At 68.2% G+C, this 25870-nt stretch carries 22 protein-coding genes; 6 read left to right on the top strand and 16 right to left on the bottom strand.

The window, feature by feature from the left end:
• Positions 1-4: 4 nt before the first annotated feature.
• Positions 5-400 carry a DUF192 domain-containing protein gene (locus tag KAK06_RS15195; protein ID WP_210802971.1) on the top strand — a complete coding sequence of 132 codons (396 nt, stop codon included), beginning with the start codon at positions 5-7 and terminating at the stop codon, positions 398-400.
• Here the strand turns inward: KAK06_RS15195 and KAK06_RS15190 are convergent.
• The 5 genes from KAK06_RS15190 to KAK06_RS15170 form a co-directional block, all read right to left on the bottom strand.
• Complete coding sequence (locus tag KAK06_RS15190) at positions 342-1505, bottom strand: ABC transporter permease (protein WP_210802970.1); 1164 nt, start codon at positions 1503-1505, stop codon at positions 342-344. The genes KAK06_RS15195 and KAK06_RS15190 overlap by 59 nt on opposite strands.
• Positions 1502-2248 (bottom strand): ABC transporter ATP-binding protein, encoded by a 747-nt coding sequence (locus KAK06_RS15185; RefSeq protein ID WP_210802969.1) that lies wholly within the window; start codon positions 2246-2248, stop codon positions 1502-1504. The genes KAK06_RS15190 and KAK06_RS15185 overlap by 4 nt, the downstream gene beginning before the upstream one ends.
• A complete protein-coding gene (locus KAK06_RS15180; protein WP_210802968.1) occupies positions 2245-3705 on the bottom strand; it encodes an alpha/beta fold hydrolase in 1461 nt (486 codons plus the stop codon). Before KAK06_RS15180 ends, KAK06_RS15185 begins: the two co-directional genes overlap by 4 nt.
• Positions 3706-4031: 326 nt before the next feature.
• Positions 4032-4994: an IS5 family transposase gene (locus KAK06_RS15175; protein ID WP_210802967.1), complete on the bottom strand. Its 963-nt coding sequence runs from the start codon at positions 4992-4994 to the stop codon at positions 4032-4034.
• A gap of 53 nt (positions 4995-5047) precedes the next feature.
• Positions 5048-6517 (bottom strand): hypothetical protein, encoded by a 1470-nt coding sequence (locus tag KAK06_RS15170; RefSeq protein ID WP_210802966.1) that lies wholly within the window; start codon positions 6515-6517, stop codon positions 5048-5050.
• 389 nt (positions 6518-6906) lie between these two features.
• Between KAK06_RS15170 and KAK06_RS15165 the strand changes: the two genes are divergently transcribed.
• Positions 6907-7545, top strand: coding sequence for an MBL fold metallo-hydrolase (locus tag KAK06_RS15165; protein WP_210802965.1), 639 nt, complete (start codon positions 6907-6909; stop codon positions 7543-7545).
• 13 nt (positions 7546-7558) lie between these two features.
• Here KAK06_RS15165 and KAK06_RS15160 read toward each other — a convergent pair whose 3' ends face one another.
• From KAK06_RS15160 to KAK06_RS15150, 3 genes are all read right to left on the bottom strand, one after another.
• Positions 7559-9655, bottom strand: coding sequence for a S8/S53 family peptidase (locus KAK06_RS15160; protein WP_210802964.1), 2097 nt, complete (start codon positions 9653-9655; stop codon positions 7559-7561).
• A gap of 10 nt (positions 9656-9665) precedes the next feature.
• Positions 9666-10811, bottom strand: a complete 1146-nt coding sequence (locus KAK06_RS15155; RefSeq protein WP_210802963.1) for a phosphatase PAP2 family protein — start codon at positions 10809-10811, stop codon at positions 9666-9668.
• A 202-nt stretch (positions 10812-11013) separates the two neighbouring features.
• The gene (locus KAK06_RS15150) at positions 11014-12747 is read right to left on the bottom strand and encodes an adenylate/guanylate cyclase domain-containing protein (RefSeq protein WP_210802962.1); all 1734 of its coding nucleotides are present in this window, start codon (positions 12745-12747) and stop codon (positions 11014-11016) included.
• A 278-nt stretch (positions 12748-13025) separates the two neighbouring features.
• Between KAK06_RS15150 and KAK06_RS15145 the strand changes: the two genes are divergently transcribed.
• The 3 genes from KAK06_RS15145 (at position 13026) to KAK06_RS15135 (ending at position 14667) form a co-directional block, all read left to right on the top strand.
• Positions 13026-13781 carry a helix-turn-helix transcriptional regulator gene (locus KAK06_RS15145; RefSeq protein ID WP_210802961.1) on the top strand — a complete coding sequence of 252 codons (756 nt, stop codon included), beginning with the start codon at positions 13026-13028 and terminating at the stop codon, positions 13779-13781.
• A gap of 75 nt (positions 13782-13856) precedes the next feature.
• On the top strand, positions 13857-14039 hold the full coding sequence (locus KAK06_RS15140) for a hypothetical protein (RefSeq protein WP_210802960.1): 183 nt from the start codon (positions 13857-13859) through the stop codon (positions 14037-14039).
• Positions 14026-14667: a Crp/Fnr family transcriptional regulator gene (locus tag KAK06_RS15135; RefSeq protein WP_210802959.1), complete on the top strand. Its 642-nt coding sequence runs from the start codon at positions 14026-14028 to the stop codon at positions 14665-14667. Before KAK06_RS15140 ends, KAK06_RS15135 begins: the two co-directional genes overlap by 14 nt.
• Before the next feature lie 34 nt (positions 14668-14701).
• On the opposite strand, the gene KAK06_RS15130 is transcribed toward KAK06_RS15135, so the two are convergent.
• The 8 genes from KAK06_RS15130 to KAK06_RS15095 all read right to left on the bottom strand — a co-directional run bounded on the left by KAK06_RS15130 (position 14702) and on the right by KAK06_RS15095 (position 24960).
• Positions 14702-15655, bottom strand: a complete 954-nt coding sequence (locus tag KAK06_RS15130; RefSeq protein WP_210802958.1) for a M48 family metallopeptidase — start codon at positions 15653-15655, stop codon at positions 14702-14704.
• 10 nt (positions 15656-15665) lie between these two features.
• Complete coding sequence (locus KAK06_RS15125; protein WP_210802957.1) at positions 15666-17285, bottom strand: AmpG family muropeptide MFS transporter; 1620 nt, start codon at positions 17283-17285, stop codon at positions 15666-15668.
• Positions 17286-17396: 111 nt separating this feature from the next.
• Complete coding sequence (locus tag KAK06_RS15120) at positions 17397-17786, bottom strand: hypothetical protein (protein WP_210802956.1); 390 nt, start codon at positions 17784-17786, stop codon at positions 17397-17399.
• A gap of 41 nt (positions 17787-17827) precedes the next feature.
• Positions 17828-18280 carry a hypothetical protein gene (locus KAK06_RS15115; RefSeq protein ID WP_210802955.1) on the bottom strand — a complete coding sequence of 151 codons (453 nt, stop codon included), beginning with the start codon at positions 18278-18280 and terminating at the stop codon, positions 17828-17830.
• Positions 18281-18465: 185 nt separating this feature from the next.
• Positions 18466-20337: a hypothetical protein gene (locus KAK06_RS15110; protein ID WP_210802954.1), complete on the bottom strand. Its 1872-nt coding sequence runs from the start codon at positions 20335-20337 to the stop codon at positions 18466-18468.
• 325 nt (positions 20338-20662) lie between these two features.
• Positions 20663-21442 (bottom strand): hypothetical protein, encoded by a 780-nt coding sequence (locus KAK06_RS15105; protein ID WP_210802953.1) that lies wholly within the window; start codon positions 21440-21442, stop codon positions 20663-20665.
• 26 nt (positions 21443-21468) lie between these two features.
• Positions 21469-24249 carry a serine/threonine-protein kinase gene (locus tag KAK06_RS15100; protein WP_210802952.1) on the bottom strand — a complete coding sequence of 927 codons (2781 nt, stop codon included), beginning with the start codon at positions 24247-24249 and terminating at the stop codon, positions 21469-21471.
• A gap of 144 nt (positions 24250-24393) precedes the next feature.
• Positions 24394-24960, bottom strand: coding sequence for an ECF-type sigma factor (locus tag KAK06_RS15095; protein WP_210802951.1), 567 nt, complete (start codon positions 24958-24960; stop codon positions 24394-24396).
• A 293-nt stretch (positions 24961-25253) separates the two neighbouring features.
• On the opposite strand from KAK06_RS15095, the gene KAK06_RS15090 reads away from it, so the two are divergent.
• Entirely contained in the window at positions 25254-25853 is a 600-nt protein-coding gene (locus tag KAK06_RS15090) for a BAR domain-containing protein (protein WP_210802950.1), read from the top strand.
• The last annotated feature ends 17 nt before the right edge of the window (positions 25854-25870 follow it).

The following is a 25870-nucleotide window of genomic DNA, read 5'->3' as shown; positions in this document are numbered from 1 at the left end:
GCGCATGGAGCCTGCCCAGGCGCTGTGGATCGACGGCCGTGACAGCGGCTGCCGCGTCGGCCTGGCCAACCGTTGGCGTTCGCGGGCGATCGGGCTGCTGGCCACGCGCCAGCTCGACCGGCTCGACGGCCTGTGGCTCAGCCCCTGCGCCGCGGTGCACATGGTCGGCATGGCCTACGCGCTGGACATCGTCTTCCTGGACCGCAGCGGCGGCGTGCTGCGCGTGGTGCCCGGCCTGCGGCCCTGGGCCGCGGCGGTCTGCCGCGGCGCCCACCAGACGCTGGAGCTGCGTGCAGGCTTGGCGGCGGGCCTGGCGATCAGGCTGGGCAGCCGGCTGGCGCTCAGCGCGCCACCACCCGCCCCATCTGCCGCACCACCAGCGCCAGCGCCAGCACGGTGAGCAGTGCGCAGGCCAGCGCCGGGCCGGCCACCTCGTGCCAGGCCATGGCTTCACCGCGCAGCACGCGCGACATCAGCGTGCTTTGCGCCACCACCGGCAGCCACAGCTGCCAGGGCTGCTCGCCGCGGGTGCTGAGCATGGGCACCAGCGGCAGGAAGGACACCGCCAGCACCACCAGGCTGGCGCCGGCCTGGGCTTCCTTGACGCTGCGGCCATGGATGCCCAGCACCATCAGCACCGCGGCCAGCAGGCCGGCCAGCGGCAGCAGCAGGGCCAGGAAGGCGGCCACCTCGGGCGGGCCGAAGCGGAACATCGCCGACAGCTGCTCATTGCGCAGCAGCCACTGCCCGGGCATCAGGCTGCCGCAGGCCAGCACCGCGATGAACATGCCCAGCAGCGCCACCGCAGCCCACTTGCCGGCCACCAGCGACCAGCCCGGTGTGGGGTTCATCAGCAGCGGCTCGAGCGAGCCGCGTTCGCGCTCGCCCGCGGTGCTGTCCAGCGCGGCGGCCAGCGCGCCCGAGACCATCGCCATCATCACCAGGAAGGGCAGCATGCTGGTGAAATTGGAGGCCCGTGCGGCCGGGTCGGCCAGGTCCTCGGCGTCCACCGCCAGCGGCTGCAGCAGGCTGGGCGCCACGCCGCGCGACACCAACGCCAGCGTGCCGCGTTCACGCGCAAAGCCGGCCAGCAGCTCCTGCACGCGGCGCTGGCTGGCACTGGCGCGCGGGTTGGCGCTGTCGAAAATCAGGCGCAGGCGCGGCTGCTCGCCGCTGGCCAGACGCTGCTCGAAATCGGCCGGCAGCACCAGCACCGCGTCGCCCAGGCGCTTTCGGCGCAGCGCGTCTTCGTAGTCGGCCGGCGCGTCGCGGGTGGTCCAGGTCTGACGCCGCAGGTAGTTGTCCAGCGTGGGCGCGTGGGCCAGGCCCACCACCACCAGCTCGCGCGATTCGGCCTGGCGCTCGACATCGCTCACCAGCACCGACAGCAGCACCAGCATCAGCGGGCCGGGCAGCAGCGCGCTGAGCAGCACGGCGCGCAGCGTGCGGCGGTCGCGCAGGGCGTCGCGCAGCTCCTTCAGGAAGACCAGCCAGGCGCGGGTCATGGCGCGTCTCCATAAGCCAGCGCCACGAAAGCGTCTTCCAGGTCGGTGTGGCCGCTCAGCGTGCGCAGGTCATCGACGCTGCCGCTGGCCACGGTGCGGCCACGCGACATCACCACCACCGCGTCGCACAGGCGTTCCACCTCCTGCATGATGTGGCTGGAGAAGACGATGCACTTGCCCTGCTCGTCGCGCAGGCGGCGCAGCACCTCGCGCAGCGCGCGGGTGGCCACCACGTCCAGGCCGTTGGTGGGCTCATCCAGGATGATGTGGCTGGGGTCGTGCACCAGCGCGCGGGCCAGCGCGGTCTTCATGCGTTCGCCCTGGCTGAAGCCGTCGGTGCGGCGGTCCATCAGCGGCTGCAGGCCCAGCTGATCGGCCAGTGCGCTGGCGCGGGCCTGGGCGGCCTGGTCGGACAGGCCTTGCAGGCGGCCGTAGTAGACGATGTTCTCGCGCGCGGTCAGGCGCGGGTACAGCCCGCGCGCATCCGACAGCACGCCCAGCCGCGCGCGCGCCTGCAGCGGCTGCGCGGCCACGTCGATGCCGTCGATGTGCAGCGTGCCGGCATCGGGCGGCAGCAGGCCGGCCAGCATGCGCAGCGTGGTGGTCTTGCCGGCACCGTTGGGGCCCAGCAGGCCGGTGATGCGGGCATCGCCTGCGGCCCAGCTGACACCATCCACCGCGCGCACGGCGGGAGATCCCTTGGGGCCAGGGAAATGCTTGCGCAGGTCCTGCACCTCGATCATGGCGCGGTCTCCGACAGGGCGCGCCAGGGCGTGGGGCGGGGCACGTCCTTCGCGCAATCGGCGCCCTCGCGGGCGGCGGCCAGCGCGGCGCTGTCGTCGTCGGCGTCGATGAAGCGGTGCATCAGCTCGCGCAGGCAGCCCAGGCTGGACACGCCATGGCCGGCCTGCGGCACCAGCGCATGCACCGCTTTCGGGCCCAGCGCCTGCAGCATGCGCTGGGCGTGGCGCGGCGGCGTGGCCGGGTCCTGGCCGCCGGACATCAGCAGCACCGGCACCGGGCTGACGGGCACGCGGTAGAACTCGGGCGGCACGCTGGCGCGCGGCCAGTCGGCGCAGATGCGGCGGTACAGGGCCTCGGTGCCGGCCGGGTCGGGGGTGGCGGCCGCGGCCTGGGTGCTCAGCAGCGGCGCGTCTTCGCTGCACACCACCGAGAAATGCTGGCCCTGCGCCAGCCCCGGCCGGCCGCTGGGGCTGGGACCCGGCAGGGCCAGCGCCAGCAGCGGGCCCAGATCGCCCGCCGCAGCGCGGTCGATCGCCGAGGGCAGCGCGGCGGCCAGCGCGGGCTGGTACAGCGCGGGGCGCACCAATGCGGCCAGCAGCGCGCTGTCCACCGGCAGGGTCTCGTCGCGGCCGCTGAAGGGGTGGCGCACCGGCCAGTCGCGCGCGGGCGCGGCCAGCAGGGCCTGCCAGCGCTGCGCCAGGCCGGGGCGATGCGCCTCGGCGCTGGCCAGCAGCGCGTCCAGCGTGGCGCGCTGGTCGGTGGGCATCGAGTGCATCAGCACCATGTCGGGCGGCGCCACGCCGTCCAGCAGCAGGCGGCGCACGCTGCCAGGGTACTGGCGCAGGTAGTCCAGCGCCGCCCGCGTGCCATAGGAGCCACCGAACAGGTTCAGCGGCCCCAAGCCCAGCGCCTGGCGCACGGCTTCCAGGTCCGCGCTGGCGACCGTGGTGGTGTAGTGGCGCAGATCGCCATGCGGCAGCTGCTGCAGCCGCTGGCGACACGCCGCCAGCTCGCCCGGCAGACGACGCGCATCCACCAGCTCAGCCAGCGGCCGCGTGGGCGACGCACGGTCATCGCAGTACAGCGGCGCACTGCGCCCGGTGCCCCGCTGGTCCACCAGCAGCAGCGGCCGCCGGTTCAGCAGCCGCGGAAACAGCCCCAGCGCATGCGCCGCCAGATCCACCGCACTCTGCCCCGGCCCGCCCGCCACGAACACCACCGGATCCTGCCGCGCATTGCGCGCCAGCGCCGGGATCAGGGCCACCTGCAGGGTGATCTGCCGGCCCTGCGGCTGCGCCGGGTCCAGGGGCCGCTGCAGGGTGCCACAGCGGGCTTCCTGGGCGACGTTGCTGAGGCGGCAGGGGGTGAGGGGGAGGGAAGCGGCGGCGAGGGCTGTGGTGGCGAGGGTGGCCAGCAGGAGGGGGATGAGGGTGGGGAGGAGGGGGAGGCGGGCCACGGTGTGTGGATGTTAGGGCACCGATTCAAGGGCTTGGGGGTGGGCGGGGAATTGCGTTCCTCATCCTGATGTCTCTTGGCTCGCTTAACATGGACTCTGGCCGCCCACATGAACTGACGCTCGCCTGGTGCGCCTCCGCGAACAGATCTGGAGAGATCTACTTGTCCATCAGTTCTTGGGAAGGTCTGCACAACACACCGAGCGGCGTGCTGATGCCTTGATCTGATCGGAATGTGATGCTGCCAGCCCCGGATTCACCCGCTCTCGCAGGTCATCAGCCCCTAAGGAGGCGCCAGCATGGCCGCTTTCGCGAACTGCGGACGCACTCATGCCTGCGCTCCCATCAGTTTGCGCCGCACCAGCCACAGATTGGCCAGTGCAAACAGCGTGTGCAGTTGCGCCGTGTTCTTGGCCAGTCCGCGGTAGCGCACCTTGATGTGTCCGAACTGGCGCTTGACCACTCGGAAGGGATGTTCAACTCGCGCCCTGATCCCGGCCTTCACCCGCTCCAGTTCTTCGGTGAGCGCCTCGATGAGCTTGGCCAGGTCCAGCATGCGGCGCTTGCCAGGGCGCATGGCGATGTTCCAGGTCACATCGTCGCGGGCGTCGGGCCGTTTGCCTGCGCCTTGGTATCCAGCGTCTGCAAAGACTTCGTGGTCGCTGCTGCGCACCAGGCTGTTGGCCTCGATCACGTCGTTGACCGCGCCGCTGGTGCCCTTGACGGTGTGGACCAAGCCCGACTCGATGTCCACGCCGATGTGGCACTTCATGCCGAAGTACCACTGCTGGCCCTTGCGGCTTTGCTTCATCTCCGGGTCGCGCTCGCCGCTCTTGTTCTTGGTCGAGCTGGGTGCAGCGATCAAGGTGGCGTCCACCACCGTGCCGCTCTTGAGCATCACGCCCTTGGCGCTCAGCAGGTCGTTGACGGTCTGCAGGATCTGGGCAGCCAGCTTGTGCTTCTCCAGCACATGCCGGAAGCGCAGGATCGTGCTCTCGTCGGGCAGCCGCTCGTCCCAGCCTTCCAGGCCCGCGAACTCCCGAAACACCGGCATGTCGTGCAGCGCCTCTTCCATCGCCGGGTCGCTCAGCGCGAACCACTGCTGCATGAAGTGAATGCGCAGCATGCTCTCGGGCGAGAACGGTGGGCGACCGCGCTTGCCCTCCGGCAGATACGGCGACACCAAGGCCACCAGATCAGCCCAGGGCACGACCTTCTCCATCTCGTCCAGGAACTCCCGGCGCCGCGTTCGCTTGGCCGTCTGTCCCAGGCCCAGGCTGTGCTGCTTCATGGGCCCAACCGTCTCAGGGCTTCAGGTCGGTGCCAAGCACGGCGTGGGGCGATTTATGCAGACCTTCCCTTGGGGGCAGTAGAGGTTTGGGTAGATGGTTCCTTCTTCTTACGAAAACCTTCGGGAGGTGTCGTCTCGTCGCAAGACTTATCCGACGAAGAATTCTTGGATGTGGGCCACCGCGGCGCCTCGGCAGAACTGCGCAGGACATGACCGTCCAGCGTCGACCTCATGGACGATATGACCAGGTACTCAGCATTGCATTTGGCGACCCTGTCCACGGATTCGTGAAGTTTGTCGTCGTCGATGAAGTCAAAGTCGATAGGAAAAAGCTTCCCGCCCGAGAGGACTCCCATGTTCTCCGCGTCGATGGCTAACGAGCTTGCTGACTGCAGCGTGACTTGCAGATTCTTGAGCGCGGCCAGCAGCTGAGGGGCGTTCACACCAGTAAGTCCGCTGAGGCTTCCGATGACCGCATTGAGGTTAATGGAAAGGGATCGCAAGCGACGAATCGAACGCGCATCAGACCAAGCCGCATGGCGTGCCAATAGCTGATAGCTGGTCACGTACAGATGATCGGATGGTATGGCGCTGTCCATGCCGTCACGCGAACTCTTCCCTGAGGGCTTGTCGGCGCAAATGGCCCCCCGCGCGCTGCACGCGCGAGCCAACAGGTCGTCACCAGCCACCAACGTCAGGACCCGTGGACCACCGAGCACGACGAAGCCCGCTCCGCCGTCAAGGTCATTGCTGTCGTAGCCAATCCCTGTTGCGCCGATGCTCCTACTTTTCGAGGAGTCCAGCTTCCAGCGTGCCACGATGATCCCCGGCTTTGCGCGCAAGACACGGAGTGCCGCTTCTGCCTCGCCTTGCGCCTTGTCCACCATGTTGGCGCGCTGGTTCGCCGCATCGAGTTGCACATCAACCGATGCGTCACTGTCCAAACCAGACACGCCACTTGAACCCAGCAGCTGCACCAGCGCTTGCTCGCGCTGCACCAGACCTTGCAGAACCACCTCATCCGTTGTCTTGGTCGCCTCCGTGCGCGTCGACTTGAGTAGGGTCAATAGCGTCGCTTGGCTGCGTGCGATCGCTGACTCGACTGCGAGACCCTGCAGCGTTTGCAGCGTGTCACGCAACTTGGCAACATCCTCGGATGTGACGCTTTTGCCGTCATCGAAATCGCGCACATACACCTTTGACTGCCCAGGTGTAATGCGCAACGCCAACTGATCGGGCAAATGTTCCTTGCTGAAGATTGAACGCCAGAGTTCAGGCAGTACCGTCGGATCCGGATCGGCGCTGAGCATTCCGATGGTGTCAAACGCACCCGTTCCGGCGATGTTGTATGACTGTCGGTGTCGCAATCTTCCACTCATGGATCCGGCGTCAACGCGACTCTCGGTGCCCAACTCTGTTAGCGAAATGGACAGACCCCTTGGTGCAGAGGCGCATCCGCTCAACAAGACGGCCACTAGGATCGTGGCAGCAATGCAACTGCACTTGCGGTAGGTGTCGGCCATTTCTTGCTCCTATATGCAGATTGGGTCAACTTCAGGATACTTCGAACTCTGTCGATTGACCTCATACGAATAGGTGATTGAGGTCCATGCAGGCAGGCCTCGAACGGTTCAGTAGCGCGCGATCGGGGCGAACCCGCAGCCAAGTGGGCTCGGCACATGTCTTCCGTCGTTTGTCGTCCATCATCCGGCACGTGCTGGTTGGAGCCAGACCACAGAATTGCCGTGGAGGAGTCTGCGAGCATCTCGTACGGACGTCGGCCTGTACGAGGTTTCACGCGACGAAGGAGCATCGGGGACTGGCCACTCACCATGACGCATCCTCCGAGTAGATTCAGTCACCTACCAACGGCGAGGAGCGATACTGACTCGTCCATGGACATTTTCGGCCAATGCTGAGATATCACACCATCCCCGTCACCGGTTTCGCCCAGAACTGCTCCCTGCTCTGGTGCGACCAAACCAATGAAGCCAGCCTGATCGACCCTGGCGGCGACCTGGACGTGCTGAAGGCCGAGGTGGCGCGCCGCGATTTGAAGCTGGTGGCGCTGTGGCTCACCCACGCCCACATCGACCACGCCGGCGGCACCGGCCAGCTGGCCCGCGAACTGGGCCTGCCGATCATCGGCCCGCACGAGGGCGACCAGTTCTGGATCGACGGCCTGCCGCAGCAAAGCCAGATGTTCGGTTTCCCCAAAGCCGAGCCGTTCACCCCCACGCGCTGGCTGCACGACGGCGACACCGTCACGCTGGGCCAGTCCACGCTGAACGTGCGGCACTGCCCCGGCCACACGCCCGGCCATGTGGTGTTCCACAGCCCCGAGATCCAGCGCTGCTTCGTGGGCGACGTGCTGTTCGCCGGCTCGATCGGCCGCACCGATTTCCCCGGCGGCAGCCACCCGCAGCTGATCGACAGCATCACCCAGCGGCTGTGGCCGATGGGTGATGAGACTTTGTTCATTCCGGGGCATGGGCCGGAAAGCACGTTTGGCGAGGAACGGCGGTACAACCCCTATGTGCGTGGGACTTGAGTCGTGAAGCGGGTTAAGGCTCCGTTCCGAGTCGCAGCTTCGCGGGGCGATCGTGTTCAATAGCCTTCGTCTGTTCATCCTCGACGATGACCTTAAGTGTTCCACGCCAGTCAGCGGCTGTGATGGGCTCCCCCGGATTAGCCGACATCCAGTTGTAGATGCATCGCGCCAGCACCGGAGCGGCAACGCTGGTGCCGCAGATGCGCAGACTGTCGCCTGAGCGAGTGGCGGCGCCCCTGACCGTGGGCAGAATGTCGCTCTCCTCGCAGGCGGCGTAGACCACTGGCGCACCTTGACGAGCGCCCATGGCCGAGTAGTCCGCACGCTGGCGGTTGGACAATCGGAAACCGCCGGCCACGATCGTGCAGCGGCCAGAGGCCAGACTGCTCAGCGTTTCTTCATCGTCGCCCCAACGCTGTTCCTCGAAACGCGGCTGTACGCCATAGCCCAGCCAACCCGGATCGTCGCGCTCCACCCATGCGTCGAGTGTGACGGAGGCATCGGCATCCAACTTGATCTCGATCTGCCAAGAGCCCGGGCGCGCCAGCGGCCCGTCGTCATCGGCCGGCCTCGCAGTCGGCGCCATCGCCAGCAACAGCAGGGGCTTGCTGCCATTGGGAACGTGCTCCTGAAAGCTCAATCGGGCGATGGTTGGTCCGGCCTGCGCGCCGCCGGATCGGCCTTCCGTCAACACGGCCTCTTCGCCGGGGGCCACCCAAGGGCTCCAGTCGCCGTCGCAGGTGCGTGCCCGAGCTTCGACGCTGGACAGGTGGTCCCGAGACTGGAACCAGGTTTCCACGTAGGTGTCGGTGTAATCGCCTTCAGCCAGGCCGACTCGCAGCAGCGCGCTTCGGTCCTTGCGCACCGTGCGCCGCACATGACAGGCCGCCTGCCGGCTGTTGCCTGCCCCGAGCACCAGAGCCAGCGTCCCGCCACCCTGCTCAAAGTGTTCGATCAGTTCATCCAAAGCTTGTTCAATCAGCGTGCTGCCGTCGTGGGGACCGGCCAGGCTGCCATAGCTCAGCGTCAGGACAATCTTTGCCTCGGGCTTGCACTGGTCGAGCACATAGTGGACGGCATCGAGCACCTGGGCCGACAACGAGCCTCCGCCGCTGTCTGCCGCCGTCAGTGCGGGGAGTTGAACCAGCACCAACGGCGCTTGTCCGGCAGCATCGACCTCGGTCGAGTCGGGCCTCAAGGGGTCGGTCTGCCCGGCGGCCACCGACGTCACATGACTGCCATGGGTTGCCGCCCAGACGCGGCGACGGGGATCGTCATAGTCGATCAGGTAATTGATCATGCGGTAGGCCTCGGCCTCATCGGGCAAATGCCCTGACCGGCTAAGGCTGCAGTACTGGGTCAGCACATCCTGAATGGCGGCCTGGCGCAACTCCCGCCCATATCCCATTCGGGGGCTTGCGTCCGACCAGGGCCAGCCGCTCGGCAGATGGTTTACGTACGGTCGCGGGGCGCAAGCGCCTCCTTGGTCCCAGAGGGCGTGAACACGGCTAGCTGGCGTGTCCTGGTCCTCGCCGCGTCTAGGAGCGCGAAAGGTCAGGTTGAGGAAGGGGAAGCCGAAGTCGACGACGGCCATCACCAGACCACTTAGGCGCACCCGCTCGTCAGAAAGGTCTTGGGGTACGAAGGCTGACTTCGGGCTGAACGCCGACGCCTGCCGGGTCTCTCCGTAGGCGCCCACCGCCTGGGCGCGTGCCGCGGTGTCGGCATCGCGAAAGGGCAGTGCCAGCTCCCATTGAAGCCCCTGAGACTGCAGACTCTCCAAGCCATTCAGGACGGCATCAAAGTCCTCGGGACCATGCGCCTCTGGGCAGGCCAGCTCGGCGACAAAGTGGCGCAGTGGCTTGTTCTTGTAGACCTCGGCGACTCTCCAGACGCCGACGCTTTCGTAGTGATCGATGGCCTGCTGCGCCGATTCATGCTCCGCGGCCTGAACCAAGATGCGAATCGGCGGCGGCTGGTTGTCACCGGAGCCCAGGCGCTCCCCGATCAGGCGACGAAAGCCACGCCACTGGGTGGCACGAGCCCAGGCGAAGTAGGGATCTCCTGCCTGGCGGTCTACGGGCGTGGCGCGTGGCGACGTCCAGTGCATCGTGGCCTCCTCAGAAACCCAGGCGGGTGAGTTCGCGCTCGCTGGCGCGCCACATCGTCGCCAGCAGTGGGCTGTGGCGAGGCTCTTGCGGCGCGGCGACGCCGCGATTCAATGCAGGCGGCCTGTTGGGGGCGCCGAGTTCCCTCAGTTCCTGCTTGTCACCGCCTTCCTCGAAAAAGGTGGGGGCATCCCCGTCGGTGGCCAGGCCAACGAAGTGGGCGGCCAGTTGAAGCCCCAAGGCATGACCGGCGCGGCTGTCGATCGGAAAGTGGACGCCCGCCACAACGCGGTTGAACGCAATGCGCCGAGCCAGTCGGTTGAGTTGCATCACTTTGTCCGCGCGGCGTGTGGGCGCCCCGTAGACCAGCCGGGAAAGCAATGCCGACACCATGGCCGAGACCGTGGCGTGTCCGCTGGGCAGCGACCCATGCGCCGGTGTATCGATCACCGGAAGGATGCGTGACGAGGTGACATGGGGGCGACGTGCAGCCAGCTGGTGCTTGAAGGCCATGACCAGCATCGTGGCCCATCGCTGGGCGATGACCAGCATCGCGCAGGTGATGGGTGCCACCTCCGGATGGATGCCGACCACGCTGTAGAAGAAGGGCATGAAGTCGTCCGCTTGACTGAGGATCTCCGGCAGGCGATCCTCACGCTCAATGGCAGCGCGGAGCACCTTGTCAATCTGCTCGTCCTGCCATTCGGGCTTCATCAGAAACAGCTTGATGCTGGGCTGAAAGTTCAACTCCTCCTGTGCTCCAAAGCTCGAGGCCGCGTACAGGCAGGCGCCCTTGACACGAAAGCGCCAGCTCAGGTCAGACAGCACGGTCAGGGCCTGTGGCTCGGCACCCCAGCGCCAAAGGGCAGTGTCCGAGCCGGCCTTGCAGCCTTCGTCGCAGACTGGGCTGGCTATCCGAGCCGGATCAACCGATTCTTGTCGCGGATCCAACGCCCCGACGATGCGCGCATTGGACCGATTGATGGCCTCGGCCAACAGGGCGTCGTCATTGCCGGCATAGACCCAATCAGGGTCGTGGCCTCGCCAGGGTACACCACTGGTGAGCCGTGCCGCAGCGGCGGCCAGGTGCTCAGCCGCATGGTCGCTGACGCTGACGCCAGGTCGCCTGTGGTGTCCGCCGATGCCTGAGCTGAACATCGTGAGTTGAGCCGAATGCCCCCTCACACCCGCCGAGTGGCCGCCGATGCCCGCAGAGTGCCCTCCAATGCCTGCGGAGTGGCCTCCGATGCCGGCAGAGTGCCCGCCAACCCCCGGATTCAGCGCGCTGCCACTGAGCCATGCCCCGGGAGGAATCACGTAACTCGCCATGGTCTTGCCCTTTCATCCGTAGGCCGTGTACTCAGGGAGGAACGCCTGCGCTGATCAGCGCCTGCTCGAAATGGGCACGCCAGGACTGGCCGTGTCCCAGCCTGCGCCTGCTGCCAGGACCGGCGGTCGCCTTGGGATCCAGTTGCAGGTAGCGTTGGGTGGTGCGGCGCGCGGCTTCATGCTCGCCGTTCAGCCATTGGGCGCCCACCAGCAGGTGCAGGCCTGGAGCATGAAGCGCGTGCTGACGCACCGAGCTGGCGGCGTAGGTCACGGCGCGCGCATAGTCGCCTGCCGCGATGAAGGCCAGCGCAGCGTATGTCTCAAACAGGTAGCGGCTGGGGTCGAGCGGCGACAGCCGAAGACTCTCCACCACCGACGCGCAGGATTCATCGGTCTCGCCCAGGAAGGCCTGCATCGCGGACAGTTGCGCCCAGGCCAGGGCATCGGAAGGCTCCAGTTCGATGGCACGCTGGTTCAGCTCGCGGGCTGACCCCAGGTCGCCCTCAAAGTTGGAGCACACCTGTCCCAGGGCTGCATGGGCCGGCCCGTGATGGGGATCCCGGTCCAGTGCACGCTCGCAGTACTCGCGGGCTAACTGGCTGGCCAGGGACCGATCGCTCACCCAGCCCTGCTCCAGGGCAAACACCTGCCATCGGCTCAGCATGGCCAGCGGCGCGGCATGGCGCGGGTGGCGCTCTGCAAGGTGCTCGAAGACCTCGCGCGCGACCTGGAAGTCGGACTTGACCAGGCTGTGCAGCAGACCGCTGGCACCAAGGAACAGCGTGTAGGACGACAGCGCGTCGACAGGCAGGCTGCGCGCGCGGCTCAGCTCGCGACCGATGATCTGCTGAGAGACCTGGGTGACGATGTGCGGTACCAGCTCGTCGGTCCCCTCGAACAAGGCTTGCACATCGCCCACCGTGCGTCCGGTCCACAGCACCGAGCAGCCGTCCAGCTCGCTGAGTTCAAACGACAGACGCACGCGCGAGCCCTGTACGTAGTACTGTCCGCTGAGCAAGAACGAAGCGCCCAGGGACTCTCTAAACGCCTGTGGCGTGTCGCTACCGCGCAGGACAGCCGTGCTGACGCGCGACAGCACCCTCAGTGAGGGGTGTCGGGCCAGCGAGGCGATGATGTCGTCGGCCAGTGCGTGGCCAATCGCGTCGTGCGAGGGGTCGGACGGAATGGCCACGAAGGGGACCACGGCCACGGTGGGCCGAAGGTCCTGGTTCGGATCGGCACTGACCTGCACCAAGCCACCCGGCTGCGGTGGCTCCAGGCGAAACACCCTCAGCGGCTCCTCCACATGCTTGGCGTAGCGCAAACCCAGGTCGATGACATGGGCGTGCACGCCATCGGCCAGGGCCTGCCTGACCTGGGCAGAGGCCAGCGTCTGGCCGGGTTGGGCCAGCGATGCCAGGCGCGCCGCGATGTTGACACCTGCGCCGTACAGCTCGTGCGCGAACGAGACAACCTGGTCGGCATGGACCCCGATCCGCAATTGGAATCGTTCGGCCGAAGGGCAGCCCTTATTGAAGCCCTCGAGGGCCTGATGCAGCGAGAAGGACGCCGCTGTGGCGTCGAGCGCCGAGGCAAACTCCAGCAGCAGGCCGTCGCCAGCGGAGCGCACCAGCCGACCCCGGTGCTGGGCGGCCAGTTCATCCTCGACCCGTCTGACGAAGCCGTGCCAGCGTTCGATCACCGAGCGCTCGAAGTCGCGGAAAAGGCGGACCGATTCGACCAGATCGGCGAACAGGACGACCAAATGCTGACTGGGCAGCTCCGACACCATGCGCGAAAGCCCCTCCCAGGCCCAAGACTGCATGCATCTTTGTTACGAATCGATTGTGCTCATCCGATCGGAGCTCGCCTAGTCCCCAGTTTGCAGGGACTCATCAGTTTTGCGGACGCCGCATGAAGTGCCCGGCTGAGGTAAATAGATCACAAGCCGGCTGCGTCAGAGTGCCTACCTGATTAATCAGTGAATTTCTACGCTGTGACCCATGTTCCCGGCACCGCGACCGGGACCTTAGGAGGTCCACGATGAACCCGTTCCAGCCCAGCCCCACAGAACCTCGCCGCGCGCCTGACAACGCCTGGCATCGCCCTTTGCCCTACGCCGGACCGGAGCGGCGAACGGCCAGCCTCGCGCTGGCCATCCTGTTGGCCCAGGTGCTCGACGAGATCGACTACGGCGTGCTGCTGCTGGCTGATGCGCGGCAGGTGTTGCACGTCAACCATGCGGCACGCGGCGAGTTGGGCCAGACCCATCCACTTCAGTTGCTCGGCGGCGAACTGCGCGCTCGGCATTCGAAGGACGTGGCCGCGCTGCACGACGCGGTGCACGATGCGGTCACTCGTGGCCTGCGGCGCCTGCTGACGCTCGGCGATGGAGCCCAGCGCATCAACGTGTCAGTGATCCCGCTGGGCTGGCCAGGCTGGTCGGCGGTGGGCCGCGGCGATACATCGGTGGGTGCCCTGCTGATGCTGGGCCGGCGCGAAGTCTGCGGCGAGCTGAGCATTCACGGGTACGCCCGCGCCCATGGTCTGTCGGAAGGCGAGGAGCGAGTACTGCGCGCGTTGTGCGACGGACTGACACCCAACGAGATCGCCGAGCGCCACCAGGTGAAGATCGCGACGGTGCGCACCCAGATCGCCTGCATCCGCGCCAAGACCGATACACCGGGCATCCGGGAGCTGGTCCAAGCTGTGGCCGTACTGCCGCCCATGATGGGTGTGCTGCGCGGCTTCCTGGGTGGCTCTGAGGTGCCCCAGATCGTACCGCGGCGGGTTGCCTAAGCGCCCATCGAGTCAAGCCTCACACATGTAGTCAGGCGCCTCTGGCTGGGCACCAAGCGGTCAGCACAAAGACCCTTGGACCTGCCCGTTGAGCTGCCGCGAGGCCGCGCGGTTGGCACGATGCCAAAGTACGACGAGCAGCGCGGTTTGAGCAACGCTTCGATCCCGGCGATGGCAACGACCGCTGAAAAGGACTGGCCCATCGGCAAGGTGGTGGGCGCAAGGACGGCGCTACTATCAGCCCATGTCAAGAGATGATCAGCTGCTGGTCTTTTCTACCTCTTTGCGCCCGCTGGCACAGCGCGGAGAGTTGCGCCGCTACCGCAAAGGCACCCTGCTGATCCAGGAGGGCGACCAAGGCGACACGCTGTACCTGATCGCCAGCGGCCGCCTGCGCGCCTTCTCGGCCGCCGACAACGGCAAGGAGATCACCTACGGCACCTACGGCCCTGGCGAGTACCTGGGCGAGATGAGCCTGGACGGTGGGCCGCGCTCGGCCAGTGTCGAGACCCTGGAGGCCAGCGAGTGCGTGGTGGTGACACAGCGCACGCTGCTGGCCCACATCGCCGATCACCCCGAATTCGCACTGGAGCTGCTGGCCAAGGTGATCCGCCGCGCGCGAGCTGCCACGCTCTCAGCGCGGCAACTGGCGCTCAACGATGTCTATGGCCGACTGCGCGTGCTGCTGGAGGAACTGGCCGGTCCGCCGGATGCACAGGGCGTGCGCGTGATCGGCGAGCGGCTGACGCATCAGCAGATGTCCCAGCACCTGGGGTGCTCGCGCGAGATGGTCAGCCGGGTGATGAAGGACCTGGAACGCGGCGGCTTCGTGGATACCAGGGACAAGGCGATGTGCTTGCTGAAGGCGCTGCCGTCCCGGTGGTAAGTCGCTTCAGCGCCCCGCCCCCGGTGGCAAGGCCCTATCTCGCAGCCGCGCCGCCCTCCGCCGCCGGCGGCGCAAACCGCTGCCCCGGCTTCGGCGCCGCCGTGTACAGCGGCATCACCTTCGGCAAGGTCCCCTCGATGTCCTTGATCCGCGTCGGCCCCGCCGGGTGGGTGGACATGAACTCGGGCGGGGCGCCTTCGCTGGCCTTGAGCATCTTCTGCCACAGGCTGATGCCGGCGCGGGGGTCGTAGCCGGCGCGGGCGGCCAGGTCCAGGCCGACCAGGTCGGCTTCGCTTTCGTCCTGGCGGCTGAACTTCAGGGTCAGCAGCTGGCCGCCGATGTTCAGCGCGGCGTCGCCCAGGTTGCCCAAGCCCAGCAGCGAGCTGAGCAGGCCGGCGCCCACGCGGGTGGCCGCCGTCTTGCCCATGCGTTCGCGGGCGTGTTCGCGCAGCGCGTGGGCCACCTCGTGGCCCATGATCATGGCCACTTCGTCGTCGCTCAGTTGCAGGCGCTGCAGGATGCCGAAGTAGTAGGCGATCTTGCCGCCGGGCATGCAAAAGGCGTTGAGGTCCTTGGAGCCGATCAGGTTGACCTCCCAGCGCCACTGGGCGGCCCGCTTGTTCCAGGGGTTGGTGAAGGGGATGATGCGGTTGGCGATGGCACGCAGGCGGATGACCTGCGGGTGGTTGTCGGGCAGCAGTGCGTTCTTGGCGGCGGCCTGGCGCTTCATCTGGCCGTACTGTTCGGTGGCGGCCTGTTCCACCTGCTCGGCCGAGACCAGCTTGGTGAAGCCGCTGGTCTTGCCCACCTCGTCGCGCACGCCCTGCTGGGCCAGCGCGCCCAGCGGGGTGCTCAGCGCGGCGACACCAGCCAGCCCGCCAAAGACACGGCGGCGGCGGTGCAGGCCACAGCTGCAGCCTTCGCGGTGGGCCAGCGGCGGCAGGGCGATGTCGGCGTCCAGGGTCAGCGGGGCGGGTCGGGCGGTCATCGGGTCTCCGTCAGTCATCAAGCAGCGCGGGGTTCGGGTCCAGTTCCAGCGCCTGAACCTGCGGCCGCAGCCACCACAGCATGCCCAACGCAGGCAGCGCCAGCAAGGTGGACAGCACGAAGAAGTCGGGCCAGCCGATCGATTCGGCCACCACGCCGGCCATCGGGCCCACCCAGACCCGGCCCACCGAGGCCAGCGCCGACAGCAGCGCGAACTGGGTGGCCGAGAAGCGCTGGCTCGTCAGGCTCATCAGGAAGGCCACGAAGGCCGCCGTGCCCATGCCGCCAGTCAGGTTTTCCAGCGCCACCACCATGATCAAGCCGCCGTCCATGCGGCTGTCCTGCGCCAGCTTCACAAAGCCCCAGTCGAAGGCCGGCACCGGCACCGCGCCCAGCGCGCCCTGGCCGTGCGTGGCCAGCCACCAGAAGCCCAGGTTGCTGGCGGCCTGCAGCACGCCGAACACCATCAGCGCGCGCCACAGGCCCAGCTTCAGCATCAGCGCGCCGCCGGCCAGCGCGCCCAGGATGGTCAGCCACAGGCCCAGTACCTTGTTGACCAGGCCCACCTCGGCCGCGGCAAAGGCCATGCTCTTGAGCAGGAAGGGCGTCATCAGCGCGCCGGCAAAGGCGTCGCCCAGCTTGTACAGCACGATGAACACCAGGAAGGCCACCGCGCCGGACTGGGCAAAGTAGCTGGCCAGGCCGGCGCGCAGGGTCTCGAAACGGGCCCAGCGCGCTGCGGCCACGGCCAGTGGCAGCGTCATCGCGATGCCCGCCAGCAGCGCCAGCAGATCGCCCCAGCGCTGCTGCAGCGCGGCGGGCAGCGTGCTGCCCTGCCACAGCGGTGCCAGCAACGCATGAGCGGCAGGCACCAGCGCGCGGTCGGTGATCAGATAGCCCAAGGCCGCCGCGCCCAGCACGGCCAGAAAGCCCTTCAGGTCATGCCCGCCAGGCTGGGCCAGCGGTGGCGGCGTTTTCAGGCGCGGCAGCGCCACCGCGCTGAACACCGCGGCGCCGGCCAGGATGGCGGCCATCAGACGGTAGACCTCAGGCCAGGTCCAGCCGCCGCCCTGCAGTGCATCGGTCCAGATCAGCGCGATGCCGCCCGAGACGATCATCGCCAGCCGGTAGCCCATCACATTGAGCGACGCACCCATGCCGCGCTCGCGCGCCGCCAGCAGATCGGTCTGGTAGCCGCCCACCGCCACATCCTGCGAGGCCGACAGAAAGGCCACCGCCACCGCCAGCAACGCCAGCGCCTGCAGCGCGCCCTGCGGCGGCGTCACCGACATCGCCCACAGCCCCAGCGCCAGCAGCAGCTGCGTCAGCACCAGCCAGCCGCGGCGCCGACCCAGCCAGGGCGGATCGAAGCGGTCCATCAGCGGCGCCCACAGGAACTTGAAGGTGTAGGGCAGGCCCACCAGGCTGAGAAAGCCGATGGTGGCGATGTCCACCCCCGACTGGCTCAGCCAGGCCTGCAGCGCCTGGCCGGTCAGGGCCAGCGGCAGGCCGGAGGCAAAGCCCAGCACCGCCACCGCCAGCAGGCGCCAGGCGGCGTGCAGCCGGTCCTGGGCCGTCAGGGCCGCCGGGGCGGGGGAAGGGGCCGGGGCGGCGACGGCGGGGCGGGGCATTGGGCGGATTCTAGGAGGGGACCGTTGCCCGCCCGGAGGGGCCCCGCCGCGCAAAGACCCGTCGCGCAACCCAGGCAGGGTCGGCTGAGGCCGCCTGGGTTGGCTGCCCTATCACCAAGTGCCGGTACCAACGACATGGCCGTTCATGTCCTTGATGGTGAGCGTGTGGTCGGTGTTGAGGATGTAGATCAACAGGGTCGCTTGGGTGGGCCGAAGGTCGACCGTGAGCGCTGCGCCCATGCCGTCGTAGCCGAGTATCTTCCTGGCTTCGGGGCCACTGGCCGGGTGAATCGCACCGCCGCCAGGGCAGGCCGTGGTGTCCAGGCTGCCGCTGTACCAGCCCCAGGCGGATCCGCTGGAGGGCGGGAAGCTGTGCTGCAGGTTGACGAGGGTTTCGCAACGGCCCGGAAGTGCAATGGCGCTGGGCAGGTGCGTGGCCGCCTGGGTCAAACCGGCGCCTGCGACCAGTGCGAGCAGGCTGAGGAGTCGGGAGGTGGTCATGATGAGGTGTCCTTGGGGATGGTTGGCGAGTTGAGCGCGTCTCAGCGCGGCAAGCGCGCACCGAGCATGGGTCGGGCGCCGGTCGTCGGCGCGGCCTGCGTGGCATCTGTCCAGGTGCCGAAGTCGAAATCCAGTCCCGTCAGGTCGTACGCGCGCCAGGTCTGGTCGCTGTTGAGCACCAGCACAAAGGCGAAGTCCGAGCCCGTTGTGCCCTGGGTGTCCACAGAGAGTGCGACACCCGAGCCGTCGAAGGCCAGCAGTTTCCTGGCCTGTGGTCCGCTGGCCGGCATGGTCGGAGTGATGCCGCACGCCGATGCGTCGTAGCGGCCGGTGTACCAACCGTTGCCGTTGGCAGGGCCGACATAGACCAGATTGGTGAAGACATCGCAGTAACCATCGATCGTGATGGCGCTGGGCAGACGCCAGGGAGCGGCCTGGGCACTGCCGGCCAGGGCCGCCAGGGCCGCGGCAGCAATCCATTGAGTGAGAGGCATGGGGGTTCTCCAGTGAGGGATACGCGGCAAGGTGGCCGCCCTGGGTACACGCAGTGCGGCGACGGATGCCGACATCCGTCCACACGGGCGCTTCAGCGGCGAGCCGCAGGAAGGGCGCGCCACGGGCTTCCTTGCCCATTGACGCGCCCTCACGGCTCCTTGAGGTCACACGGTCATGCAGCGCCTCAGTCCTTGCAGACAGGCAAGACGAAGCATTGCTCGTCCTGCACGTGGTGCACCACATCGAAGCAGATACCGCTGAACGTCAGCCGATAGCTGCCGGCCGCAGCGCCGCGCAGGGACACCGCCAGTTCACGCGTCACGCAGCTGGGTTGGTCTTTGCCGCGGCAAGGGCCGATGTCTCCAAAGCACAGCGGCCCCGACGGAACGACCTGGATGGATGGTGTGCCGTCCGGCAGCATCGCCACCGGTCGGCCATGGGCATCGGTCACCTGGATCTGCTGGATCACCAGATTGGAGAAGCCCAAGTTGGAGTGGCAGTTGCACACCGAGATGCACATCACCTCGACATCATTGCCCTCCAGGCCATCACAGTCGCTGTCGGCCCATGCCACCGAGAGACAGGGCTTGATCGACGGCCAGGTCACGGCCTTGCAGTCGCAATGGCCCTGGCAGTCGCAGTCCACCGCCTTGGCCACGCCGGCCAGCGCCGGAGTCGCCAGATCGGCTGACTCGGCCGCACCTCCGTGCGACTCACTGCACCCGCCGCCGCACCCGCAGCCGCTGGCAACGCCAGGTGGACAGTGACAGGACACGCGCGCCAGGTGTTTGCGCTTGGTGGCGCAGCGCCGCCGCAGCTGCTCGGCCTGGTTGCGGGCGATCTCGTCGCAGCTGGGGCACCGCAGTCGGTAGTCGTTGTTGCGCCCGGCTGTCACGCCCTCATGCGGCGTGCCGGTCACCATCGTGCCCAAGGGCACCTGGCCCATCGAGAAGCTGGCGGTGGCCCGGATGTCGAAGCCGCCGAGGGCCGGATTCAAGCCGGTCAGCTGAGCGGGATCGATGGCGAAGCAATGGCGCTCGCCGCGGATCAGCAAGCCACTGGACAGCGTGAGCACCGTGACACCGTTCTGGATCAGCTGCAGCTGGATGCTCACCTCGCCAGTCACCGACAGGCCCTGCTTGTCCACCTTGCTCGGCAGGCTGTAGTCGAAGCAGATCTTGCCCGCGCCGCAGTGGTCGCTGGCTTCGCAGGCGTAGCGGAAGCTGCCCGAAGGCGAGCCGGCGCAAGTCCCGCAGATGTTGTCGATATAGGCGTAGCTGAAGTGTCCGGTGTGCGCGCAATCTGCGGTGATGAACTCCACGGTCACCTGCTGGCCCAGGTGGGTGCTCAGGTCAATTTGCGCGCAGCTCCAGTCCTTGTACAGATACGGATCGCTGGTACCGGATTCAGCGCTCTGGAACAGTGGGTGCTTGGGGTTGGCCACCAGCGTGTCATCCGGGTAGCCGGAGTTGGTCAGCGCGCCCAGGCCATTGCCGAAGCTGAACGCACCCGGAATCAAGACCCCCTGGGCATCGGTCACCCGGACACGGAAATAGGCTTGCGAGCCGCCGTTGTGGTTGTCGGGTCCGCCGTGCTGAACCACGGCGTACCAGAAGCTCAGGAAGGGTTGGTCGAGCGGCACGATGAAGGTCTTCGACAACACCTCGCAGGACAATTCGGCGTCGGGCCAGTTCCGGCTGTTGCCCAGCCGGACAGCACCCGTGGATCCCGGCGCTGTCTGGGAGATGCCGACCAGGGGGTCCGCCGTGCCGCTGGTGACATGGGCCTGATGGGGATGGCCGTCGAGGACGCCAGGGGCGCCCGGGAACAGGCCCTCCTCGAACTCGGCAAAGATGTTGCCCGGTTCGTGACGGATCTGATTTCGGCGGCCGACGGCGCCCTGCCATTGCGTCGGGTCGAGGCTGTCGTCGAGGCTGCCGTTGCCGCAGGCCGTCATGCCCGTCAAGCGAGGATGGTAGGGCGTGGTGGGTACGAAGCGCCGGGCTGCGGCGTCAGGGGTGGCGTGGGGATCGCCTGCAGAGTGTTCGTGGGACATGGTCATTCCTTGGCACGGTGGGTGGAGGGTCGCCCGCCATCCGCAGAGGTGCGAGGAAGGGCGGTGGACGTCGGAAGGGATTGATTCCGATCGACTCACGCCCACGAACACGTTGTCCGGGGTGCCATTCGCGACATGCATGTCGGCTGCGAATCTAGGGGCGTCAATGGGCACCAGGCGACGTAGGCCCAAAGCAAGACCGCCGCGCACCCGCCGGCCGGGTGATCCGAAGCCGGCTCGACCGGGCTCAGCAGCCCGAGCCGGTCCGTGGGGGAGCGGGGTCGCCGAGCTCAGACACGCTGGCGAGCCGCGCTCGTGGAACAAGTCACCACCAGACCCACCAATCCTGCAGATCGCCGATCTGCATGACCAAGGGCAAGCTCCCGGGGGTCAGGACATAGACGAAGGTCAATCCCGGCGTCAGCGGGACCACCGCATTGGCGTGTATCAGAGTCGGCGCCGGCGGGGAGTGCCGCAAGGGGTAGTCCCTCAGCGGTGCGGCAGGAAAGGATGTGACCGGCGAAAGATCGCCGTGGTAATGGAAATACACACAATGGTCTGTCGAACCGACAAGCGTCGGTCCCGGGGGCCGCTTCGGAGGCTTGTAGTTCACCTGGATGGTGTCCGTTTCGCTGACGCGATAGGTTTCACCTGGAAAGATCACGTCGCCATCAATACAGGTGGGCGGGTCGTTCTTCTTGCCTTCTTCTTCGCCAAAGGCGCTGATGGTGAACTCGTTCTCGGTGCGCTTGGCGTAGCGCGCGGCAACATCCCATTCGGTGCCTGGCTGGTCCTGCTCAAGGATGCGCTTGAGCGCGCGCTCCGTGCCTCTCTCAAGCTTTTCGGCCTGTTCACTGCCCGTGGGCGGTGCCGGCGGCGCGACCATGCCGGCGTCGCGCCGCCCGGTGATCAGCACGCGCACGCGGTCCTCGGTCCAGCGCTGGACGATGACCTGCAGGGTCCAACCCGGCAGGCTGCGGTGCACCGACGCCGTGAGCCGCTTGCTCAGGTTGGGCGGCGGCGCCAGCAGCATCTCGGCATTCGGCTCAAGACGTGGTGAGGCCGGCTCAGCCGGCGCGAGTCGCGGATGGATGCGGGTGGCCATGGGTGGGCTCCTTGGACAAGAGGACGTCAGGTGAAAAAGGCCGGTTCGGAGTCGGCCGGTGGGGTCGGCGTCGTCGCCGGGGAATCGGTCCGCAGGCGGCGGGCGCGCTGCAGCGTGGGGGCGTCGGCGCCCAGCGCGGGTGTCAGCACCGGCAGGGCCTGGTCCAGCAGGGCGCGGGCGCGCTCGCGCTGGCCCAGCGCCTGCAGCGAGGGCACGCAGTTCAGGCTGTAGAGGTGATCGATCACCGCGGTCTGGCGGCTGCGGGCCAGCCGGTCCGTGTCGCACAGCGGTGCCAGGCGCTCCAGGGCCTGGGCGTGCTGGCCCTGGCGCTGCCAGGCGATGCCTTCAAACAGCGCCGTCTTGAGCGCCTCGCGCGAGTGCGGTGACAAGCCGGCCTGCTGCTGCAGCACACGCGCCTGGCGGGTCCAGTTGAGGGCGGTGGCCGGGTCGCGCCGCAGCAGCGCCACCTCGGCCAGGATGTTCAGGCCCTGCAGGCGCAGCGGGGCCGGCAAGGCGCGGGTCCCGGTCTGCGTCACCTGCTGGGCCAACTGCCGGCGCGGCGGCTCCAGGCGGCTGGGCTGATCGGCCGCCGCCCAGGCCCGCACCATCAGCACGCGGGCCTCCAGCTGTCGGCGCGGCGACTGGCTGTTGTCGGCCTGGGCCTGCAGCTGCAGCGCCTGCTGGGCAGCCTGTTCGGCGTGGCCGCTCTTGAGCTGGGCGCGGATGAGGTGGCCGGTCAGATCCAGACAGTCCTCATAGGCCGGCCCCATGGCCTGGCGGCAACGCTCCAGCACCGGCGGCAGCCAGGCCTGCACGGCGGCGTACTGGCCCCAGTCGCCGTCGACGCTGGCGCGGTAGGCGGCCAGCGGCCGGAACAGCGCGCCGGGTTCCAGCTGCGCCGCCTGCGTCTGCGCGAACTGATCGGCCTGCTGCAGCTGATCCAGCGCGGCTTGGCGCTGGCCCAGCAGCGACTCGGTCTTGGCCAGGTTGAGCCGCGCGTTGAGCCTGTCCATGGCGGGCGCCCGGTCCGGCTCGTCGGCCAGCGCGAAATAGGCCCGCAGGGCGTCACGGGCCACGGCCGTGCGGGTGGGGTCGTACAGCGCCACCAGACCGGCCACGCGGCTCAGCTCGCGCCACTGCGCGCGGGTGGTCGAATGACGCTTCGCCTGATCGAGTGCCTGGCCCAACCAGTGACGCGCTCGGGTGAGGTTGCTCTGCAGCGCCTCTTCCTCGGCCAGGCTGATCAGCGTGCTCAGGCGCTGGGGATCGGCGCTGTCTGTTGGCAGGGTCTGCAGCAGGCTCTCCAGCGTGGCCACCGCACCGGTGCGGTCACCCAGCCGGACCTGGGCGTTGGACAGACCGCGCAGCAGCTCGGGCACCGGCAGCAGCGGGTCTTGCGCACCCGTGCGCAGCAGCTTGTCGCGGCTGCGTTCCAGCAGCTCCAGCGCCGACAGGTCGCGGCCGGTGGTGGCCTGGGGGTTGGTGTCTTCGAAGATGCCCAGCAGGAAGTCCTTCGAGGCATTGGCACGGTGCGCTTCGGTCAGGGCGCGCTGCCCCTGCCACAGCGCCAGCGTGCTGCTGAGCAGCAGCAGCGTGGTGGCCACACTGCCCAGGCCCACGCCCCAAGGGTGGCGCCGCACGAACTGGCGCCCGTGGTACCAGCGGCTGGGCGCGGTGACGCTGACCGGCTCACGGGCCAGCCAGCGGGTCAGATCGGTGGCCAGCAGGTCGACCGAGGCATAGCGCCGGGCCTGCTCGGTGCCCAAGGCGCGCAGCACGATGGCGTCCAGGTCGCCCGCCAGGGTGGAGCGCCACTGCCGGGCGCTGCAGCGGCGCAGCGCCAGCACTTCGGGCGCCAGGCTCAGGCGGCTGGGTGCACGGGCCAGCTCGTTGAGCACGGCGTCTTCCTGCCGCAGCGCCGAGCCGCCCAGGTGGGCAAAGGGCCGCTGACCCGCCAGCAGCTCGTGCAGCACCACGCCCAAGGCGTAGACATCGCTGGCGGTGCCCAGCGGCTCGCCCCGCAGTTGCTCGGGGCTGGCGTAGGCGGGGGTGAGCACGCGGCCGGCGGCGCGGGTCAGCTCGGTGTCCTCGCGGGTGCGGCCCTCGCCGGCCAACACTTTGGCGATGCCGAAGTCCAGCAGCTTCACATCGCCCGCTTCGTTGACCAGGATGTTGCCGGGCTTGAGGTCGCGGTGCAGCACCAGCTGGCCATGCGCGTACTGCACCGCGCGCAGCACCTGCTGGAACAGCGCAATGCGCTGCGGGATGTCCAGGCGCTGGCGGTCGGCGTGGGCCAGCAGGGTGTCGCCGGTCACGTACTCCATCACCAGGTAGGGCGTGCCGGCGTCGGTCAGGCCGACGTCGTACAGCCGGGCGATGTTGCGGTGCTCCAGCCCGGCCAGGATGCCGCGCTCGCGCAGCAGCCGGGCGGCCAGCAGGTCCTGGCCGGGCCCGGCATGCGGCAGCTTCAGGGCCACCTGGCGCTGCAGCTGCTGATCGGCGCGCTCGGCCAGCCAGACGCTGCTCATGCCGCCCTGGCCGATCTCGCGCAGCAGGCGCCAGGGGCCGACCATCGCGCCGGGCTGCAGGCGGGCGCCTGCGGGCGGTGGGGCGATGGCCGGCAGGCCGACAAGAAAGTCGCCGGTCTCGATCGCCCGGCGCTGCGCCAGCAGGCCACGCAGCGAGGCCTGTAGCGGCGCTGGCAGATTCTGGGCCTGCAGCCAGGCCTCGCGCTGATCGGTCGGGCACTCCAGCGCCTGCTCAAGCAAGCTCAGCAGTCGCGGCCACTCATCACGGGCGATCGGCATGGCGGGTATCCAGAGCAGGCATCAGTGCGGCAGGGCGGGAGAGACAACCGGGCACGCCCGTTGATCCTGATCGACGGGCGGGGCATCCGGGTACACGCAACGGGCCGACCGGAACCGACAGGCGGCCCGGCCCGTGCAAGGCGGTCAGCCGCCTTTGAGATGGTTGTAGAGAAAACTGCGCGCCTTTTCCCAGTCGCGCTCGACGGTGCGGGTGGTGACACCCAGGCTGTCGGCGATCTCCTGGTTGGACAGGCCGACGAAGTAGCGCATCTCGACCACCCTGACCAGGCGCTCGTCGATCGCGGCCAACTCCTGCAGCGCCTCATGCACGGCCAGGATCTCGTCCTCGCCCTGCTGGCCTGCGGCCTGGTTGATCGCGCCGGTGTCCAGCGTGACAAAGCCCTGCGGGCCGCCGCCGCGGCGCGCGGCCTGCTGCTGGCGCACGGTGTCCACCACGATCGAGCGCATCACCTGCGCGGCGTAGGCCAGGAAATGACCGCGGTCGCGCGCCAGCAGGCGCTCGGTGCCCAGCAGGCGCAGATAGGCCTCGTTGACCAGCGCGCCGGTGTCCAGCAGCAGGCGGTCATCCCGGTAGCGCAGCTTGGCATGGGCGATGCGCTTGAGCTCGGGGTGGAGCAGCTCGAACAGGCGGCCCACGGCGAGGGTCTCGCCTTGCCGGGCGGCGTCAAGCAGGACCGTCACGTCTCCCATGGGTGTCTCCTGTGGGCCGTTCGGGCCGCCGGCAAGCCGGCGGCGCTTCGGTCTGGTTGTTCGGGCAGTGTGCCTGTCATGCCCGACGGTGAGAACCCCCCTGCCCCGGCAAGATCACGCACGGGACAGGCGGTGGCGTGCTGCTGTGACGGAGTACCTGCGACTGTCGCCGCCGCCATGAGGCTGCGCCAGGGGCTACACTGCCCGGAGGTCTGCAGTTGGTGCCTACCTGGGTTTGCCCGCACAATCGGGCATGACAGCGCCTGCGGTACGGCGCGGATGGAGGGACTCGCGTGCAGTGGGCGGACATTCCCAGCTGGGCCTGGCAGGTGCTCGGCGCCTTCGGCGGCCTGGGGCTGGGTCTGGGCCTGGGCGCGTGGCACCTGCGACGCACCAAGGCCAAGCGGCGGCCGCAGCGCGCGGCCAGCCGGCCGCCCAGCGACAGCCGCCTGAGCAAACCCGCCAGCGAGCTACCCACCTCGGTGCTGCCCGGCGCCAGCCGTTTTGGCAGCCCGGCCGAATCCCCGCAGCAACGCCTGCTGGAGCACCTGCGCCAGAGCAACCTGGACCTGGCCGCGCAGCTCAAGGCCAGCGCGGCGCAGCACGCCAAGCTGCTGCGCACCAAGGATGAAGAACTGGCCGAGGCGCGCGCCGACTACGACGAGCGTGTCGAGACCTTGCGCCAGCAGCATTCCACCGAATTGCGCCACCTGATGGCGCTGCTGGTGGAGCAGGTCGACGGCATCCACAAGGCCCACGCCAACCATGTGAAGGCGCTGGAGGCCGAGGTCGAGCGCTGGCGCCGCATGGGCCCGCATGACGGCACCGACGAGGCCGACACCACCACCTTCGCCAGCACTGAACTGCTGCCCGGCTCGGCGCAGCGGCACTGACCCCAGGAGAGACCCCC

It is taken from the genome of Ideonella aquatica, assembly GCF_018069755.1.
GTDB classification, from domain to species: Bacteria; Pseudomonadota; Gammaproteobacteria; order Burkholderiales; family Burkholderiaceae_C; genus Ideonella; species Ideonella aquatica.
The sequence above is the reverse complement of the archived record's forward strand: the minus strand, read 5'-3'. Positions and strand labels throughout refer to the sequence as shown.

Bases quoted from the DNA above. Each gene is read 5' to 3' on its own strand.
- KAK06_RS15115 (WP_210802955.1), bottom strand. From the start codon at position 18,280: ATGCCTCTCACTCAATGGATTGCTGCCGCGGCCCTGGCGGCCCTGGCC.
- KAK06_RS15125 (WP_210802957.1), bottom strand. From the start codon at position 17,285: ATGCCCCGCCCCGCCGTCGCCGCCCCGGCCCCTTCCCCCGCCCCGGCG.
- KAK06_RS15135 (WP_210802959.1), top strand. From the start codon at position 14,026: ATGTCAAGAGATGATCAGCTGCTGGTCTTTTCTACCTCTTTGCGCCCG.
- KAK06_RS15155 (WP_210802963.1), bottom strand. From the start codon at position 10,811: ATGTTCAGCTCAGGCATCGGCGGACACCACAGGCGACCTGGCGTCAGC.
- KAK06_RS15110 (WP_210802954.1), bottom strand. From the start codon at position 20,337: ATGTCCCACGAACACTCTGCAGGCGATCCCCACGCCACCCCTGACGCC.
- KAK06_RS15170 (WP_210802966.1), bottom strand. From the start codon at position 6,517: ATGGCCGACACCTACCGCAAGTGCAGTTGCATTGCTGCCACGATCCTA.
- KAK06_RS15165 (WP_210802965.1), top strand. From the start codon at position 6,907: ATGCTGAGATATCACACCATCCCCGTCACCGGTTTCGCCCAGAACTGC.
- KAK06_RS15195 (WP_210802971.1), top strand. From the start codon at position 5: ATGGAGCCTGCCCAGGCGCTGTGGATCGACGGCCGTGACAGCGGCTGC.
- KAK06_RS15120 (WP_210802956.1), bottom strand. From the start codon at position 17,786: ATGACCACCTCCCGACTCCTCAGCCTGCTCGCACTGGTCGCAGGCGCC.
- KAK06_RS15105 (WP_210802953.1), bottom strand. From the start codon at position 21,442: ATGGCCACCCGCATCCATCCGCGACTCGCGCCGGCTGAGCCGGCCTCA.
- KAK06_RS15190 (WP_210802970.1), bottom strand. From the start codon at position 1,505: ATGACCCGCGCCTGGCTGGTCTTCCTGAAGGAGCTGCGCGACGCCCTG.
- KAK06_RS15095 (WP_210802951.1), bottom strand. From the start codon at position 24,960: ATGGGAGACGTGACGGTCCTGCTTGACGCCGCCCGGCAAGGCGAGACC.
- KAK06_RS15185 (WP_210802969.1), bottom strand. From the start codon at position 2,248: ATGATCGAGGTGCAGGACCTGCGCAAGCATTTCCCTGGCCCCAAGGGA.
- KAK06_RS15100 (WP_210802952.1), bottom strand. From the start codon at position 24,249: ATGCCGATCGCCCGTGATGAGTGGCCGCGACTGCTGAGCTTGCTTGAG.
- KAK06_RS15130 (WP_210802958.1), bottom strand. From the start codon at position 15,655: ATGACCGCCCGACCCGCCCCGCTGACCCTGGACGCCGACATCGCCCTG.
- KAK06_RS15175 (WP_210802967.1), bottom strand. From the start codon at position 4,994: ATGAAGCAGCACAGCCTGGGCCTGGGACAGACGGCCAAGCGAACGCGG.
- KAK06_RS15160 (WP_210802964.1), bottom strand. From the start codon at position 9,655: ATGCACTGGACGTCGCCACGCGCCACGCCCGTAGACCGCCAGGCAGGA.
- KAK06_RS15145 (WP_210802961.1), top strand. From the start codon at position 13,026: ATGAACCCGTTCCAGCCCAGCCCCACAGAACCTCGCCGCGCGCCTGAC.